Raw genomic sequence first — 16,236 nt, 5'->3', positions numbered from 1 at the left:
CTCGAAATGAGATTAGCGCTTTTTTCTATTCCAAAACCAATTACTTATTATAATCCCTGTTAATCCACCGCACGTATCAAGCAATGAATCTTGCCACATCGGTGTACGGTCTCCCGTAAACCATTGGTGAATTTCATCAAATGTTGCATATCCTGCAACGAAAAGAAGGGCATATATAAAACACCTTTTTCTCGAATAACCCGATCGATGAAAAGCGTAATAAATCAATGAACCTAGCATAAAGAACACCATAAAATGAGCACCTTTACGAAGGAAAAACTCAATAAATCCGCCTACACCTTTATTCGCAATACTAACAGGTGTACCTCCACCATAATCGATAGATACCCATGAAAAATGCTCTTTCACAAACTCAACATTTACATATTGCTCAATATCCGAGCGCATATCCTGCTTTTTATATGGCTGTGCCGAAGAGTAGAAAATCAGCCCCATCCATAGTAATACAGGAATCCAAAATAACAATTTACGATTCATTCTCCAGAAATCTCCTCTCTTAATCTTTTAAGGGTACCAAAAAAAAGAAAAAATTTCACGCCAAAACATGACATTTGCACCCTACTTATAAAGTGAAAGGAGGTGATACACATGGCAATTGAAACAATCGTAATGGATTTAACTTTACGTCTAGTCTTAAACAACGGATTAGATAAGAACGGAAAAACAGTTTTCAAGAGCAAACAATTTAAACGTGTTAAAACAAATGCAAGCTTAGATCAAGTACACAACGTAGCTCATGCTCTCGCTTCCTTATAAGCATCACCACTTCACGCTGTACAACTGGTAAGCACATCAGATCTTTCTAAACTATAAAGTAAAACTCGGATCAGTGGGGATTTTATTCATCCCCACTGATTATTAGCCCACAATTTAACTGGCAGACCCGAATCCCCTAAATAGCGGGATAAATACAAAGGAGGGAATAATACATGCAAGTACTAGAGTTGATTTTCGCGAAAGAAGATGGAAAAACAGTCGTTTTTTCTATCGATGCACAAGTTGTAAATCAAGTAATGGATACAATCCTTACCTCATCTGTATTTTCATCCATTGATGAAAATACACGAAAAAAGGGAGCTCGCCTTGTAGAAAAAAATGTATCTGAAGTTCCAATTACTCTATAAAATGAAAAGGACGAATCTGCATCATTTTGCAGATTCGTCTTTTTTCTTCGGCATTTCAATCGGAATAAAAATCTTTGAAAAACCGACGCATACGTACTTATAATGTTCTTCACCTATATCAAACTCAGTCGTATATGTTGAGAAGAATATATAATCATTTCGCTTCGTATAATGATCAATTAATAACCCAACTTGTGGCTCAACATACTTTTTCGCTAACTTTTTACCGGCCGATGCCAAGTCGCCAAGGAGACCCTCTTCATTCTCTTTTTGAACTTCATCTAGCTTCTTACTCACATCATTACGCTTCATAAACTGCTTCGCTGCCCATTCTGTATATTCTCCTTTACTCGGATTACTGTTTGCTAAATATACTAGGAGAACGACAACTAAAGCCATAATAATATACTTTTTCTTCATACTATATCACCGCCTACTCTTTTCTATTTTCATATATATGTACAAGCGATGCAAATTAGAAAGACTATCACCTATTGATTGTAAACGAATAGCCAAAATTTACAATATGAAATAGAATATTAACAATAAATTCACTTAATTTATATATAATTATATTCAGAATAAAAATTATAAGAGGGGGGATATAGAATTATGGATAATGAAAACAACATTTTTATTTCTAGTTCTACAATGATGCTTGAACCATGTAAACACCCTTATTACCGCACAAAAATTATCGACAGTAGCGGGAACCATCTTTACTCCTGTCAAACTGCTCTCCAACTTATACAGAAATCTTGTCTAACAAATATTCATTCTACTTATCAAGGGAGACGTAATGCCGTAAAAAAAAAATTTAAATTTAAACAAAACGTTCCAATTCCGATCAATCATAGAGAATATATTTGTGCTTTCCCAACAGAATCTCCTGCTTTTCCAAATTGTATTTGGCTTTTCTTCAAACATGTTCATACAATAGAGTTTTTCAAAAAAGCTAAACGAGCTAAAATTCATTTTTCAAATGGAGCTACCGTAACGATACAAATTAATTCCCATAAGTTAAGCCAGCAATTATGGAAAGCTGGATATGTATTATCCCAAATGAACATGCTAGATTCATCACCTTAATAACAAATAGAATGGAAGGTAGTATTTCTCTACCTTCCATTCTATTTGCTGTTTTTATCCTCTTACACTATCTCGCATTTTCTCGATTGCTTGCCGATACATCCATCTTACTTGATAACATGTCATTTCCGTCTCTAAAGCGATTTCTCCCATCGTCTTCCCTACAAAAAAACGTTTAAAAATAATATACTTCTCCTTCTCATCTAACACACTCATAAATTCCTTCACTCTTATTTCAACGTCTTCAAAATGAAAGATATCCTCATACTCTCCTACACATACACATCTCTCCTGCACTGCGAACTCTTTCTTCAATCTCTCTAATATATAACCTCGCACCGTTACAACTGCATATGCGGGAAAACTCCCTTTCTCTGCATCATACCTTTCATACGCATACCAAAGACCAATTAAACCACATTGATAATACTCTTCATAATCTTTACGAATACCTAATTTCTTTATTTGATTTACAATCATCCCTTCATACAAAACAATTGCCTCTTTAAAAGTCGCTGGCTTCACACAGTACCCGTTTCTAAAAGGTATACCTTTCTAGTATTCCGTGGTACCTTTTCACAATATAAAAATAAAGAAAAGATTTCACTGTGAGTAATTTCAAATACTACCGACGGAATTTGAAATTACACTAAACCGTATTTAAAATTCTGCTGGTAGTAATTGAAGTAAGGGTAAAAATAAAAAAGGTGACTCCTTTAAAGAGTCACCTTTTTAAAATAATATGTTATGCACCAAAGCCGCTTACTAAACCTCTTACAACGCCTAATGCAATTGTTAGGATAAAGAAGATTACAATTAAAATCGTAGCTTTTTTCTTACTTAAACCAGCTACAATGTGTAAGCCTAGTCCTGTTAGAATGAGGCTCCAAATATTAAAAATTTCAATTGAAGAGGCAATTCCATGTGCTACTGTCCCTTGTTCAAATAAAGGAGCTAAACTTGTATAAACATCAGTGCCATTTCCATCAAAAATAAATCCTAATCCTGCATTTAACAATCCGCCGATATAATAAACCAGATTAGCATATAAGTAAATCGATAATATTTTCATGTACGGTGTATCATTGCTCATAAACATCATAATAATTTTATAAAAACCTGCCGCAATAAAGAGACCTATAGGTGTCCCTAATAGACCAACAAGTGCGCCTCCACCAAGGGTAAATCCTTTTACCATTGCCCCTGCTTCACCATTTAATTCTTTTGCCAATTCTGGAGTACTAATTAATGTTAAGTAAGACACTGCTGTTGCTATAATCGTTCCTAATATAACAAATAAGAAAAATACTCCCCATATCGGACTTTTCGTCTTCATTCTCTCAAACTGCTCACCTGGAGAAGTAATCATTCCAAATAATGATGGCTTTTTTGAAACTACATCTTGCGTATTAATATTTGCTTCCATTATAACGCCTCCTTCTATTTATATAACCCGTTCTAACGGGCGGTTCACTTCCTCACGCAAGAGGCTACGAACCGCCCACTAGAACGGTAACGTGTAGTTCTACTACACTATTAATTACTCATAACGCAATGCTTCAATTGGATCTAATTTTGCGGCTTTGTTCGCTGGAATTAATCCGAAAATAATACCGAGTGTCATCGAGAACAGTACGCCTCCAACGACAACTTCCCATGAAACGAGTGGTGGCCATTTTGCGAATGTAGAAACGATATATGCTCCACCATACCCAAGACCAATTCCGATTAAACCACCTAGAAGTGTTAACATAACGGCTTCAATTAAAAACTGTAATAAAATTTTACTACGCGTTGCTCCAAGTGCTTTACGTATCCCAATTTCGCGCGTACGCTCTGTTACAGATACGAGCATGATATTCATAACACCGATACCACCAACGACTAGTGAAATACCAGCGATACCACCGATGATCATCGTCATAATGTTAGTAACTTTAGAAACACCTTCTTGGAATTCTTTTAAATTCACCAGCTCATATTTACCTGGAATATCGCTTGGTTTACGACTATTTAATACATCAACAGCTTTTTTCCCTGCCGTTTCTAAATTATCTACGTTTTTAGATTGAATGGCGATACTTTGAATTTCATCTGTTCCGTATAAGACGGGCCATAAAGTAAGAGGAATTAACATTTCCTCAGCCTCGAACCCCATAAATTCATTATCTGATTTATAGACACCAATAATTTGCATCGGTTGCCCTTTCATTTCAATAATTTTCCCTACTGGATTTTCATCTTTAAATAACGTCTCTTCTGATTTCGTACTAATCATAACAACATTATTTCCTTGTGAAATATCAGATTCATTTAATGAACGGCCTTTAACCACTTTCACTTTATTTACTTCAAAATACTCACTATCAAGTCCAATAACATTAATCATTGATTTTTTATCATTAATATCCATTGTTTCCATCGTATTATTCGTCGTAATAACATGAGAAACATCTTTAACTTGCTTTACTTCCATAATATCTTCTTCTGTTAATTTCGGTACTTGATGCCCACCCATACTAAACTCATCATTAATATCTGGTTTAAATTGAATTGGCATAAGATTATTACCAGAACCAGCGATTTTCGACTTCAACATCGCTTCTCCGCCTTGCCCAATTGCAACGACAGTAATAATCGAACCTACCCCGATAATAATACCGAGCATCGTAAGAGCTGAACGCAGTTTATGAGCTAAAATAGAAGATAAGGCAATTTTTATACTATCTAGTAAACTCATACCGCACACCTTCTATCTTCTGTAACTTTCCCGTCTCGCAGTACAATGCGGCGGGAAGAATACGCTGCTACTTCCTCTTCATGCGTAACCATAACAATCGTCGTACCTTCTGCATTAAGCTTCGTGAAAATATCCATAACTTGCTCACCAGACTTTGTATCAAGTGCACCAGTCGGTTCATCGGCCATAATGAACGTTGGATTATTCGCAATCGCTCTTGCAATCGCTACACGCTGCTTCTGTCCACCTGATAACTCATTTGGTAAATGATGCACGCGATCTGCCAATCCAACTTTACCTAACGCCTCCAAAGCACGTTTGCGACGCTCCGCTTTCTTCACGCCACCATATACGAGCGGAAGCTCAACATTTTCCACTGCGGAAAGACGAGGTAGTAAATTAAAATGCTGGAATACAAAGCCAATATATTCATTACGAATTAAAGCAAGCTTTGACTCGTCTGCTGTTAAGATATTCACGTCATTCAACACATATTCGCCTTCTGTTGGACGATCTAAACAACCGATAATATTCATAAGCGTTGACTTACCTGAACCGGATGGCCCCATAATAGAAACGAACTCACCGCTCTGAATTGTTAAACTAATACCATGCAAAATCGGCACCGCCAATTTCCCTTGATAATAAGTTTTAGCAATATTATTTAACGTAATCATTTCTCTTTCACTTCCATTCCGTCATACACATCGTCGGAAGGATTTTTAACCACCTTTTGCCCCACTGTTACGCCTTCTATAACCTCTGTCCAGTCTCCATCAGTAGAACCTTTTTTCACATTTTGTTTACGAAGCTTCCCTTTATCCTCAACATAAACAAATGCATCATCGCCTTTTTCTACAATGCTTTTACTTGGGACAGCAATCATCGTCTTATTCTCTAAGTTTACTTGCAGAGAAACGTGATAACCTGGAGATAAACCATCTTGACTATCAAGACTTGCTTTATATGTATACTGAGACATATTTTGAGTTGCTTCACCCACGCCGCCAGCTTGCGCCATCTCTGCGCTCGTTGGGAATTCGCTTACCTCTGTAATCTTACCTGTCCACTTCTTCTTATTATTTGCTTTTGCCGTTACAGTGAATGTTTGGTCCTTTTGGATTTGTGACTTTTGAAGCTCAGTTAACGTCCCTTGAACTTGGAATGGATCTTTAGAAGCTACTTGTAAAAACGCTTTTCCTTGACCACCTAACGCTTGAGATGAACTTTGTGCCGCATCTTTATCTAACTTTTGAACAACACCAGCGAAATTACTATAAATCGTAAGCTCTTTCTGCTTCTTACTTAACTCTTCTTTCTGCAACTTTCCTTTTTCTTTCTCAAGGTCAATTGTTTTTTGCCCTATCTCTAACTCGTTTACTTGCTCGTCCATCGGATCTGTTACTTCTTTCCCAGCTCCGCTATCTTTCGCCTTCTTAATTTCTTTCTTCAAAGAATCAATCTTCTTTTTCCCCTGATCATAACGCATATCCGCCATCTTCTGATCAAGGTCAGCTTGCTTCATTTGAAGGTTAATCTCTTCATTATCATAAGAGAATAACTTCGTACCTTTCTCTACCTCTTGCCCTTCTTTTACCTCAATATCTTTCACTTTCCCTTTGGCCGGATCTGCATAGAAGCTTTCAATATTACCAGGTTTCACCTGACCAGAAATTAACTTCGTATTATTCAGCTTACGCTCTGTCACTTTCTCAAAACTTACAGCATCAGCATTTGTTGATACCCCCTTCTTCTTACCTTGCATAACAAAAATATTAATTGCCGCTACAATAACAATTAGTGCAATAACCCCAATAATAATCCATTTCTTCTTCTTGTTTGGAGTACGAACCGTATTTGGTAACATATTCTCTCTCCCTTTATAAATTAATAGTTTAATAAATACCATAATTGTATAAAACTTTCTGAAAATAAATTGTATATTATTACAATCTTTTTACAAAGTTTTACACATCCATTTATATTGTAACAAAAATTCCAATGATTAGAAATATGACATTATATCTTTTAAGATAGATTTAAGGAAAGGAAAAAGGATAATTTAAATTGAATTTTCAAGTACTTTCTATATGAATGTAAGCCATCTTTTATTAATAAACTTCTTACCAAGATAAATTATTAAAATCATTTTCCTAATTGTACTATTGTCATTTTTGTCATATATATGTGACATTTCATTTATTCAATTATAAAATGTCACATATAAATGACATTTTGGTACACGAGATCTACAACCATAAATGGGAGGGTTATATTTGAATAACGTTAAACAATATCGAAAATTTGAAGGGCTATCGCAGCTAGAGTTAGCTAAAAAAGTTAACGTGGCGAGACAGACAATAAATTTAATTGAAAATAATAAATATAACCCTTCTTTAGCCTTATGTATCGAATTAGCAAAAGCACTAAAAACAGATTTAAACAGTCTATTTTGGGAGGGAGATTAAATGATGAAAATTGAATGGAAAGAAAGAGTTTATAATAGTTTTGTTGGAACACTGAGTGAGAGAGATGAATATCAAAAACAAGAAATCAATAAAGAATTATCTGTAGCTGGAATTGGTTTATGGTGGTTGAATATGTTGGCAATGCTTATTATGTTACTTGTTGATACTATGAACCACACAATATCTATAGGAACAATATTCATTTTTCTATCTAATATGATTTACGCTAATTATTTAGCCTTTAAATTCAAAAAAAAAGGTTTAAGTGATACTGAATGTGCAACAAAAGAAGAATATTTACAACATAAGAAAAAATTAAGAAAAGCTGGCTTAAAAGCAGGTGTGCTTTGGGGCTTTCAAATGTTTGTTTTTATGAATTATATCCTTCCCTATGTAGGTTCAGAGGAAATCTCTATTTCTTTATTTAAGGTTGTAATTTTCATCTGTGGCGGCGGATTTTTCGGTCTAACTATGTACGTAATTGGTTTATTAAATCTAAAAAAATTATATTAATTAATAAAAATCATTTACATATTAAACTGCAATTTTACATACTGTTTGTTTTTCTAATATAAAAGCTATCCAATCACAATTGGATAGCTTTTTCAAACAAAATATTACGCTACTTTAGGATCTTTTCTCTCATGTCCACGTTGAACAATAAATAAGAAAATTGTTGATAAAACCGCACCTGTTAATAGTAAGATGAAACAACCATCCCAGCCAGAACTATCAACAATAACACCAATTGCTGCGTTAGCTACAAGACTTCCGCCTACATAACCGAATAGACCACACATACCAACTGTCGTACCTACTGCAAATTTCGGTACTAATTCCATCGCACTTAAACCGATTAAGAACTGTAGTACATAAATTAAACAACCGATAATAGAAACTGCAATACTTACAACAAGTACGCTAGTTGCTTGCCGATATATAAACGTACCAACAACAACTCCAACCATACTAATAATACATAATGGCATACGTTTTCCTTTAAATAATTTATCACTTAAAAAACCAACGATTAATGAACTTGGAATTGCCATACCTTCAAAGATTGCATATGCCGCATGCGCTTCTGCTTTTGAAAATCCTTTAACTGTCGTTAAATAAAGTGGAACCCAGTTAATAACACCGAAACGAATTAAATAAACAAAAGCATTCGCAATACATAAGAACCACACAAATTTATTTTTCACTACATACTTCATTAAAATTTCTTTTGGAGACATCTTGTTAGCATTATCTGCTTTTTCAAGATTTTCATAGTCATTACGATACTCATCAATTGGAGGAAGACCTTCAGATTCTGGTGTATCCTTCGCATTGATCCAAACAAGTACTGCAATTACCATTGCGATAATCGCAGGGAAAATAAACACGCCGCCTTGCCAATGATTTTCACCGAAAATACCTACACCAATTCCGACAAGTGGTGGCACAAGCATTCCACCAACGTTATGTGAAATATTCCAAAGACTTGTTTTCGTACCACGTTCTTTCTTCGAAAACCATTTCGTCATAACAATACTACAAGGTGGTGCTCCCATACCTTGTACAATACCGTTAACAACAAGTAATGTAACAATCGCAAAGCCGAAACAAATATTTACAAGCCCTGATAAGAATAAACCGACTGCGATAAAGCGCTGGGCGAAAGCTTTATCTGATAAATTCCCCATAAAGAACTTACTAAATCCATAAACAATTGCCATTACTGAACCTAGTAGACCAATTTCAGCTGTACTAAATACGTACTTGATAACGTAAAGTTACTACGAACTAAATAATAAGTAGCATATCCAACTGAAATCCCCATTAACACACGAATACGTAGTAATCGATATACACGGTCGATCATATCCGCTGGCAATCTTTCAATTGCAGGTGCTGGCTTGAGCCATTTAAACATATATTTCCGTCTCCTTTTCTCACTTCAGAGAGAGACGCTGTCTATTCCATATCTCGATTATCCCGCTATTTGATATATTTTGGTTCGTCCTTCTAACCGGCTGTCCTTCTATTTCTTTCTCATTCTTCGCAAACATCGTTGGTACGCCAAACGACACTTTTTCTAAAATGTGACCCGCTTCTTCTGATAAACAATAATCAATAAATAAATCCGCAATAATACCACTCGGTGCACGTTTTATTTTAGAAATCGCATTAACGGATAACCCTGTTTGCTGAGGTTCGTTACTTAAATAGGAAAGCCTTGTTTTTGAAGCATTCTCTGATCTACCATATATTCACCGCTCGTAACAAGTTCCGCTGGGATGTAACCATTCACTGTTACTTCTCCAACTTGTTCTGCCAGATTCTTCACATATTCCTTCGCTTCCTCTTCACCTAACGTATCAATAAGTGATTGGAAAAACGTATATGCTGTACCTGAAACATTTGGATCGGGCATGACAATCTTTCCCTTATATACTGGATTCAATAAATCTTTCCATCTTAACGGATACGAGAGACCGAGCGGCGCTATTTCCTCGTTCCACCGCTCTTTATTAATCGCAATTGCCAGCTTCTCCACTTCATAACCGTACCAATAACCATCTTTATCTTTAACAGTTTTTGAAATACGATTTGCATGTTGGCTTATCACAGGAATAGAAAGATTTTTTTGCTTCATCATTTGATGCGCATCTACTGTACCGCCAATAATAATATCCGCCTTCAGATTTCCAGCTTCTTCTTCCACTCTACGAAGAAGTTCTTCTGTTGAAAGACGAATAAATTCATACGTACATCCGCGCGGCTTACAAAATGATGAAAGTAACGCTTCACCAACTTCCTCACGAGCCGCCACATACGCAACAATATGACGATCATCCAAAATAGGGAGACCATTTTTACTATATTTAATAGAGGTTGTATCTCGAGAGCAACTAGACATCGCTCCTCCAATTACTAGCAAAAAGAAGAAAAAGGCTATCTTTCTCATGACGCATTCTCCTTTACGAATAACTCTGCTAGAGAGCCTTTCATATACATGACATTTCCGTTATTATCACCGAGATATTGCACAACAAAGTACGATGGATACACAGAAATCGTAAGAATATCTTCACGATCATTCTTTACACGCTTACCTGTTTTATAAGCTGTAATATAAGCAATCGGTTCATTCTGCGATTGTAATAACTTCTGAATTTCTCCGTAATCTGTAATTTGCTTTGCGTATCGAATAGAATCAAGTATGTACGTAAGATTGATAGTACGTACCACATCGCCTTGACGTACTACGACATCCTTTGCTGAAGCAAAGAAATCACTAATACGCTCTGGCGTGTAATACAGGCTTAATAAATACGTTTGAAGTGCTGAAATCATCGGATCCATGCCATTCTTTCCGTATACATTTTCCCCATACTGGAACAAGTCACCTAATGCAAAAGTACGCTTATGTCCATTCAAGTACGTTACTTCTCCAGTAAATACTTGTTCTTGGCTCTTAACGTCCCCTGGCTCTATTCGAATTCGGTCAAAGAATGTAACAATCGTATGCAAACGAACTTCATCCGTTACAACAATTTCTCCCCACTTTTCATGTCTTACTTTCACTTCGATTGGAAGAGATTCATTCACCCTTTATAAAACGGCTTGTTTATCATTTACAATGTTGATTCGATTATAGATTTGCTTCTCCATAACATAAAACAAAACAAGAGAAACAATCATACAAATGACAAACATAAGAATTTGAAATGATAGCCTTTTCATTTCTGCCTACCTCCAAGATAAAAAAACGTTGTTTCAAAAATACCGCATAATTGTTTCATAAATGTATCATTTAACCGCTTTCAAGTTTTTTATGTCTTCCATCCTTCTCGAAAGCAAAAATGTAATGAATATTGTAGTACCTATTTCTTCACTACTCTCAATCCGCATACTTCCGCCCTGCTTATTCATAATCTCCTGGCAAATATACAAACCATAACCATTCCCGTAACTAGAAGGAAGTGCCTTTCCTTTTGGAGACTCATTCCACTCTGCAAGCACCTCTTCGTCTATACCGATTCCATCATCATGAACAAAAACCTTCGCCTCATGCTCATTTACAATTACATTCATACGAATGTGCGAAGCATCACTATACTTAATTGCATTATCAAGCACATTTAAGAAAATTTGCTTCGTCTTATCAAAATCCGCAACAACATGTACATCCGTTAACTCATTTATCACTTCAATTTCAAATTGATTTAGACGAGGTTTCACAATTGAAACTGCTTCTTCTGCCAATTCCTTTATGTTCACAACTGTAGGAGACACTTCAAGCGTACTCGTCCCATATTTCGAGGACTTAAGCAGTTCCTCTACAAGTGATAATAAACGCTCACTTTCCACAGCCACATAACGAAGACTTTCCTGTACATCTTCTTTCGATTGTAACTTTGGAATTAAATCAACATAACCAATAATTGCCGTTAGCGGTGTTTTTAGCTCATGCGTAATGCGGTCTAGGAAATCTTTCTGCTTCTCTTTCTCCTCCTGCAGTTGCTTAATATGCAGTTCAATTCCATCGGCCATCGCGTTAAAAGATGCTGAAAGCTGAGCGATTTCTACGTACTCATTTAACTCAATCTTACTCTTATAATCACCATTCGCGAGCCTCTGTGCCATTTGTCTCAACTGATCAATTGGTTTATGAAGAGACTTCGCCAAACGAATCGCAAAGAAAATACCGGTAGCTACTAAACAAAGAGATGTCATTAAGAACGTCCAGCTCACATTTGTTAAAACTTCCTTCTCACCCGTTAACTCATTTATAAAACGAATACTTCCAATGACATCGTTTCCATAATATACTGGGCTTGAAAACAAAAGAATAGGAGCTGGATCCGCCTCCTCAAAAACATAAGATTTCTTCCCCTTCAAGGAACTCTCAATGTCGATGTTACGGTGAAGCAATGCTCCTTTTTATGTATCTGCAACAACATCGCCATTCTTCCCGATCATCTGCACACGGACATCCATACGCTTCGCTAAATACGACGCAATTAAAAGTGAATTCGAACCAAGCGTATCCACTTCTGCTTCCTTCTCTAAATAATTCATCGTATAAATTTGTGCTTCTACACTTAACTTTTCTAAAGAATCTGCTGCGTTATGATACATATTCTTTTCTAACGTAATATAAACAACTGCATATAAAAGAACAAAAATCGGAATTAACAGCCCAACTATTCCGAACACCATATTTCGCTTTAAAGACATACCATCACCATTTAACAATCCAGTTTATAGCCAACGCCATAATAAATTGTCTTAATATATTCTCCGCTCGTCCCAAGCTTCTTGCGAAGTCTCTGCACCATAATATCAACTGCTCTCGTATTTCCGATATACTCAAATCCCCATACTTTCTCAAGCAACTCATCCCTCATAAACACACGCTGCGGATTTGAAACAAATAACTGACATAAATTAAACTCTCGGTACGTTAACTGAATCTCTTGTCCACTCACATGTCCCTTTCTTTCCTTAGGACAAATCACTATCTCTCCAGCCTCAATTACTTCATGACTTACAGCGGCCTCCGTCTTCTTTACACGCCGCGCCATATTCTTAACTCGAAGAATAAGCTCCGCATAATTAAACGGCTTCGTCACATAATCATCAGCACCCAGCTGCAAGCCAAGCAACTTATCATTCATCTGACTCTTTGCCGTTAACATAAGCACCGGAATATCCCTATCCCTCTCACGGAACAAACGAAGCAACTCATACCCATCCGTATCCGGAAGCATAACATCCAAAATCAATACATCTGGTCCTTCATTCCATCGCTCTAAAGCTTCTCTCCCATCAGCCGCCGCTAATACTTCATAACCTTCCATCTCCAACTGCATCCGAATCAAATTACGAATACTCGATTCATCATCAACCACAAGTATTTTCATCATTCTCCTCCTTCCATCATGTATTATAGTACAGTTTAGTATAGCAAAAATCGTACAAAAAAAGAGAGGGTATTGTCGAACATATTTTGTCGACGATACCCTCTCCCCTTTTATTATTTAGCTACAAAATAATCCGTTACATATTGTGCCCAAACTTCATGACCTTTAGCAGTTGGGAAACCAAATTCTTCTTTTAAATATGGTAGGATAGCCTTTGTCGATGCATCCGGCCACGCTCCCCAATGATCAATATATGTATAATTATTTTGCGTCGCAAATTGTTTTAATGCTTCGATCGCTTTCGGATAATTTTTCGCACCATACACTGGATTTGATGGTTGAATCATAATCGTAGCACCCTTTGCACTAGTAGAAAGTGCTTGAACGAACTTCTGTGTATTTGCGACAGAGTTCCCATTACCAGTTTTACCGTTATCAGTAATAAATGGTGGCTCAAATAAAATTACATCTGGATTCTCTTTCGCAATCTCTTTATCACGCTTATTCGCGATTAACTCTTCTGTGCTTTCACCCTTATATTCCTTTACAGTCACATTCCATAAACCTTTACCGTAAGCAGTTTCTAAATTAGACGTTAACTTAGCTGTCCAAGCACCTTTTTCAGATGAAGAAGCTTCATCACCAACAATAACAAGATTTAATGCCTTTTTATCCTCAGCAGCTTTCTTTAACTTCTCTTTCACTGCATCTGGCAAATTCTTCGCATATGCTTCATTAAAAGATGACTTCGTATCTTGTTTTTTCTCTTCTTTTTTCTCTTCTTTTTTCTCTTCTTTTTTCTCTTCCTTTTTCTCTTCTTTCTTCGCTCCGCTATCTTTCACTTCAGCCTTTGTTTTCGTTACTTCACTCGTTTGTGTTTGTCCTGTTGCATTCGCAATCTTCTTATTCCAGTATAGTTTACCGCTCACAATCGAAGCTACAAACAATACAAAAATAACAAGGACAAGTACTGCTTTCTTATTCATCGATTCACCTCATCTATTAATCTCACAATATATAATACTAATATAAATCCATGCAAAAATAAACCCAACTCCTTCCAAAGGAGTTGGGTTATTACATATTATTTAGTCACTTCAAGATGCGCTCTTAACTTATTCGTTAAATCTTGTTTTGCTGCCTCTGGAACATAGTAATACCAAATACCATCAGCTGCTATGTGACCGTCACCTGGGATTTGGATATCTTCACTATTCTGCAGACAATCTTTATAATTCTTTTGCATATCAAACATTTGATCTTGCGTTAAGTTTGTTTTCACATTCTTTTGAATTGCTGTTAACACATCACCATAGCTTGATAAAGAAGAGAAACTTGCGCCTTTCTTAATAACAGCTTGCATCACTTGACGTTGACGCATTTGACGACCAAAATCGCCTCGTGGGTCTTCTTTACGCATGCGTGTGTATGCTAGAGCTTGGTCACCTGTTAAGTGGATATTTCCCTTTTGGAAGTGCTTTCCTTCCAGAGAAAACTCTAAATCATTATTAACATCTACACCGCCTACTGCATCGACAATGTCTTTAAATCCTTCCATGTTTACTTCAATATAGTAATTGATAGGAACATTTAAGAATTTTTCTACTGTCGCTACAGACATGTCTACGCCACCAAATGCATACGCATGGTTAATTTTATCACTTTTTCCTTTTCCAACGATCTCTGTGTATGTATCACGAGGGATACTTACTGTTTTCATTGAATTATTTTTTGGATTTAACGTGATGACCATTAATGAATCTGAACGACCTTTATCTTTACCGCGCTCATCTGCACCTAATAGTAAAATTGAAACAGGTTCAGATTTATTGATTTTTTCTTCTTGTTTATTACCTTGATCACGTTTTAATGGTTTATGAACTTCATCTAATGTTTTTGAAACAGAAGAATATATATTATAAGCGTAAGCTCCTCCACCTATAATTAGTACTCCTATGATTCCTAATATCCAAAATAGGATTTTCTTTTTCATGCTTTTAACCTTCTTTCTTCAGGTACCGCTATCAAATTATTATAACTTCAAAATATAAAATACATTATACATGTAATTCGATTTTTAAGCCAAACTATATTGATAACTCAATGAAAGTTTTAGCAACCTATAACCAATTCTCTAGTTACTAACTTTTTGATATCCAGTCTTATTTTCAGACTGCCACCTCCAAGAATCTGCACACATTTCTTCTAATCCGCGTGTTGCCTCCCAGCCTAATTCACGCTTTGCTTTCGATGCATCAGCAAAACATACTGCCACATCACCTGGGCGACGCTCTGTAATTTTATAAGGAACTTTCTTACCCGAAACTTTTTCAAACGCTTCAACCATCTCTAGTACACTATAGCCCATACCTGTTCCCAGGTTATAAGCATCTACTCCCGTTGTACTCAGTACTTTCTCAAGCGCCTTTACGTGACCATTTGCTAAGTCCACAACATGGATGTAATCACGGACTCCTGTTCCATCTTTCGTTGGATAGTCATTTCCGAATACGCTTAATTCTTTTAACTTACCTACCGCTACTTGCGTTACATATGGCATTAAGTTATTTGGGATTCCATTTGGATCTTCTCCGATACGCCCACTTTCGTGTGCACCAAATGGATTGAAATAGCGAAGTAATGCGATACTCCATTCTGCATCTGCAAATGCTACATCACGCATAATTTGCTCAATCATTAATTTCGTTTGACCATATGGATTTGTTGCACTTAATGGAAACTCCTCCGTAATCGGTGACGTTTCCGGGATACCATATACAGTTGCAGATGAACTAAAGATTATCTTCTTTACATTATGTTTCTGCATTACTTCACATAGCACTAACGTGCTTGTAATGTTGTTATGATAATATGTTAAT

17 protein-coding genes and 4 pseudogenes are annotated in these 16,236 nt (G+C 36.2%); 5 read left to right on the top strand and 16 right to left on the bottom strand.

What is annotated here, in order from left to right; translation table 11 throughout:
- Positions 1-12: 12 nt before the first annotated feature.
- Positions 13-498, bottom strand: coding sequence for a VanZ family protein (locus ACUN13_RS19405; RefSeq protein ID WP_445423924.1), 486 nt, complete (start codon positions 496-498; stop codon positions 13-15).
- Between the two features lie 111 nt (positions 499-609).
- Between ACUN13_RS19405 and ACUN13_RS19400 the strand changes: the two are divergent.
- Positions 610-774 (top strand): annotated as a pseudogene (locus ACUN13_RS19400) (DUF1659 domain-containing protein); the annotation flags it as partial.
- A gap of 176 nt (positions 775-950) precedes the next feature.
- A complete protein-coding gene (locus ACUN13_RS19395) occupies positions 951-1,145 on the top strand; it encodes a DUF2922 domain-containing protein (RefSeq protein ID WP_445423923.1) in 195 nt (64 codons plus the stop codon).
- A gap of 21 nt (positions 1,146-1,166) precedes the next feature.
- Here the strand turns inward: ACUN13_RS19395 and ACUN13_RS19390 are convergent, their stop codons facing one another.
- Entirely contained in the window at positions 1,167-1,565 is a 399-nt protein-coding gene (locus ACUN13_RS19390; RefSeq protein ID WP_000731405.1) for a DUF4359 domain-containing protein, read from the bottom strand.
- A gap of 192 nt (positions 1,566-1,757) precedes the next feature.
- On the opposite strand from ACUN13_RS19390, the gene ACUN13_RS19385 reads away from it, so the two are divergent.
- Complete coding sequence (locus tag ACUN13_RS19385; protein ID WP_445423922.1) at positions 1,758-2,234, top strand: competence protein ComK; 477 nt, start codon at positions 1,758-1,760, stop codon at positions 2,232-2,234.
- A 54-nt stretch (positions 2,235-2,288) separates the two neighbouring features.
- Here ACUN13_RS19385 and ACUN13_RS19380 read toward each other — a convergent pair whose 3' ends face one another.
- The 5 genes from ACUN13_RS19380 to ACUN13_RS19360 form a co-directional block, all read right to left on the bottom strand.
- Entirely contained in the window at positions 2,289-2,759 is a 471-nt protein-coding gene (locus ACUN13_RS19380; RefSeq protein ID WP_445423921.1) for a sigma-70 family RNA polymerase sigma factor, read from the bottom strand.
- Between the two features lie 220 nt (positions 2,760-2,979).
- Complete coding sequence (locus ACUN13_RS19375; protein WP_242278355.1) at positions 2,980-3,660, bottom strand: Yip1 family protein; 681 nt, start codon at positions 3,658-3,660, stop codon at positions 2,980-2,982.
- A 114-nt stretch (positions 3,661-3,774) separates the two neighbouring features.
- Entirely contained in the window at positions 3,775-4,974 is a 1,200-nt protein-coding gene (locus ACUN13_RS19370) for an ABC transporter permease (protein WP_000054380.1), read from the bottom strand.
- Positions 4,971-5,651 (bottom strand): ABC transporter ATP-binding protein, encoded by a 681-nt coding sequence (locus tag ACUN13_RS19365; protein WP_000631630.1) that lies wholly within the window; start codon positions 5,649-5,651, stop codon positions 4,971-4,973. The genes ACUN13_RS19370 and ACUN13_RS19365 overlap by 4 nt, the downstream gene beginning before the upstream one ends.
- Complete coding sequence (locus ACUN13_RS19360) at positions 5,648-6,841, bottom strand: efflux RND transporter periplasmic adaptor subunit (RefSeq protein WP_242278354.1); 1,194 nt, start codon at positions 6,839-6,841, stop codon at positions 5,648-5,650. Before ACUN13_RS19360 ends, ACUN13_RS19365 begins: the two co-directional genes overlap by 4 nt.
- Before the next feature lie 409 nt (positions 6,842-7,250).
- Here ACUN13_RS19360 and ACUN13_RS19355 point away from each other — a divergent pair, with 409 nt between their 5' ends.
- Both ACUN13_RS19355 and ACUN13_RS19350 read left to right on the top strand, forming a co-directional pair.
- Complete coding sequence (locus ACUN13_RS19355) at positions 7,251-7,442, top strand: helix-turn-helix transcriptional regulator (protein WP_064476148.1); 192 nt, start codon at positions 7,251-7,253, stop codon at positions 7,440-7,442.
- Entirely contained in the window at positions 7,443-7,955 is a 513-nt protein-coding gene (locus ACUN13_RS19350; protein ID WP_242278353.1) for a DUF3278 domain-containing protein, read from the top strand.
- Between the two features lie 104 nt (positions 7,956-8,059).
- Here ACUN13_RS19350 and ACUN13_RS19345 read toward each other — a convergent pair.
- From ACUN13_RS19345 to galE, 9 genes and pseudogenes are all read right to left on the bottom strand, one after another.
- Positions 8,060-9,360: pseudogene (locus ACUN13_RS19345) on the bottom strand (MFS transporter).
- Positions 9,361-9,379: 19 nt separating this feature from the next.
- A pseudogene (locus ACUN13_RS19340) lies at positions 9,380-10,395 on the bottom strand (ABC transporter substrate-binding protein).
- Positions 10,392-11,039, bottom strand: a complete 648-nt coding sequence (locus ACUN13_RS19335) for a DUF3919 family protein (RefSeq protein ID WP_342761577.1) — start codon at positions 11,037-11,039, stop codon at positions 10,392-10,394. The pseudogene ACUN13_RS19340 and the gene ACUN13_RS19335 overlap by 4 nt, the downstream one beginning before the upstream one ends.
- A 3-nt stretch (positions 11,040-11,042) precedes the next feature.
- Positions 11,043-11,174, bottom strand: coding sequence for a hypothetical protein (locus tag ACUN13_RS19330; RefSeq protein WP_342761578.1), 132 nt, complete (start codon positions 11,172-11,174; stop codon positions 11,043-11,045).
- Positions 11,175-11,240: 66 nt separating this feature from the next.
- A pseudogene (locus ACUN13_RS19325) lies at positions 11,241-12,671 on the bottom strand (HAMP domain-containing sensor histidine kinase).
- Positions 12,672-12,682: 11 nt separating this feature from the next.
- Positions 12,683-13,357: a response regulator transcription factor gene (locus ACUN13_RS19320; protein ID WP_342761580.1), complete on the bottom strand. Its 675-nt coding sequence runs from the start codon at positions 13,355-13,357 to the stop codon at positions 12,683-12,685.
- A 113-nt stretch (positions 13,358-13,470) separates the two neighbouring features.
- Entirely contained in the window at positions 13,471-14,343 is an 873-nt protein-coding gene (locus ACUN13_RS19315; protein WP_445423920.1) for an SGNH/GDSL hydrolase family protein, read from the bottom strand.
- Positions 14,344-14,441: 98 nt separating this feature from the next.
- Positions 14,442-15,350, bottom strand: a complete 909-nt coding sequence (gene tagU / locus ACUN13_RS19310) for a polyisoprenyl-teichoic acid--peptidoglycan teichoic acid transferase TagU (RefSeq protein ID WP_017674575.1) — start codon at positions 15,348-15,350, stop codon at positions 14,442-14,444.
- Between the two features lie 141 nt (positions 15,351-15,491).
- Positions 15,492-16,236, bottom strand: a 745-nt coding sequence (gene galE / locus ACUN13_RS19305; RefSeq protein ID WP_445423919.1) for a UDP-glucose 4-epimerase GalE, incomplete at its 5' end; no start/stop codon positions are given.

This window comes from Bacillus cereus group sp. Bce041 (assembly GCF_052646455.1).
This window is presented reverse-complemented; position numbering and strand designations above follow the sequence as displayed.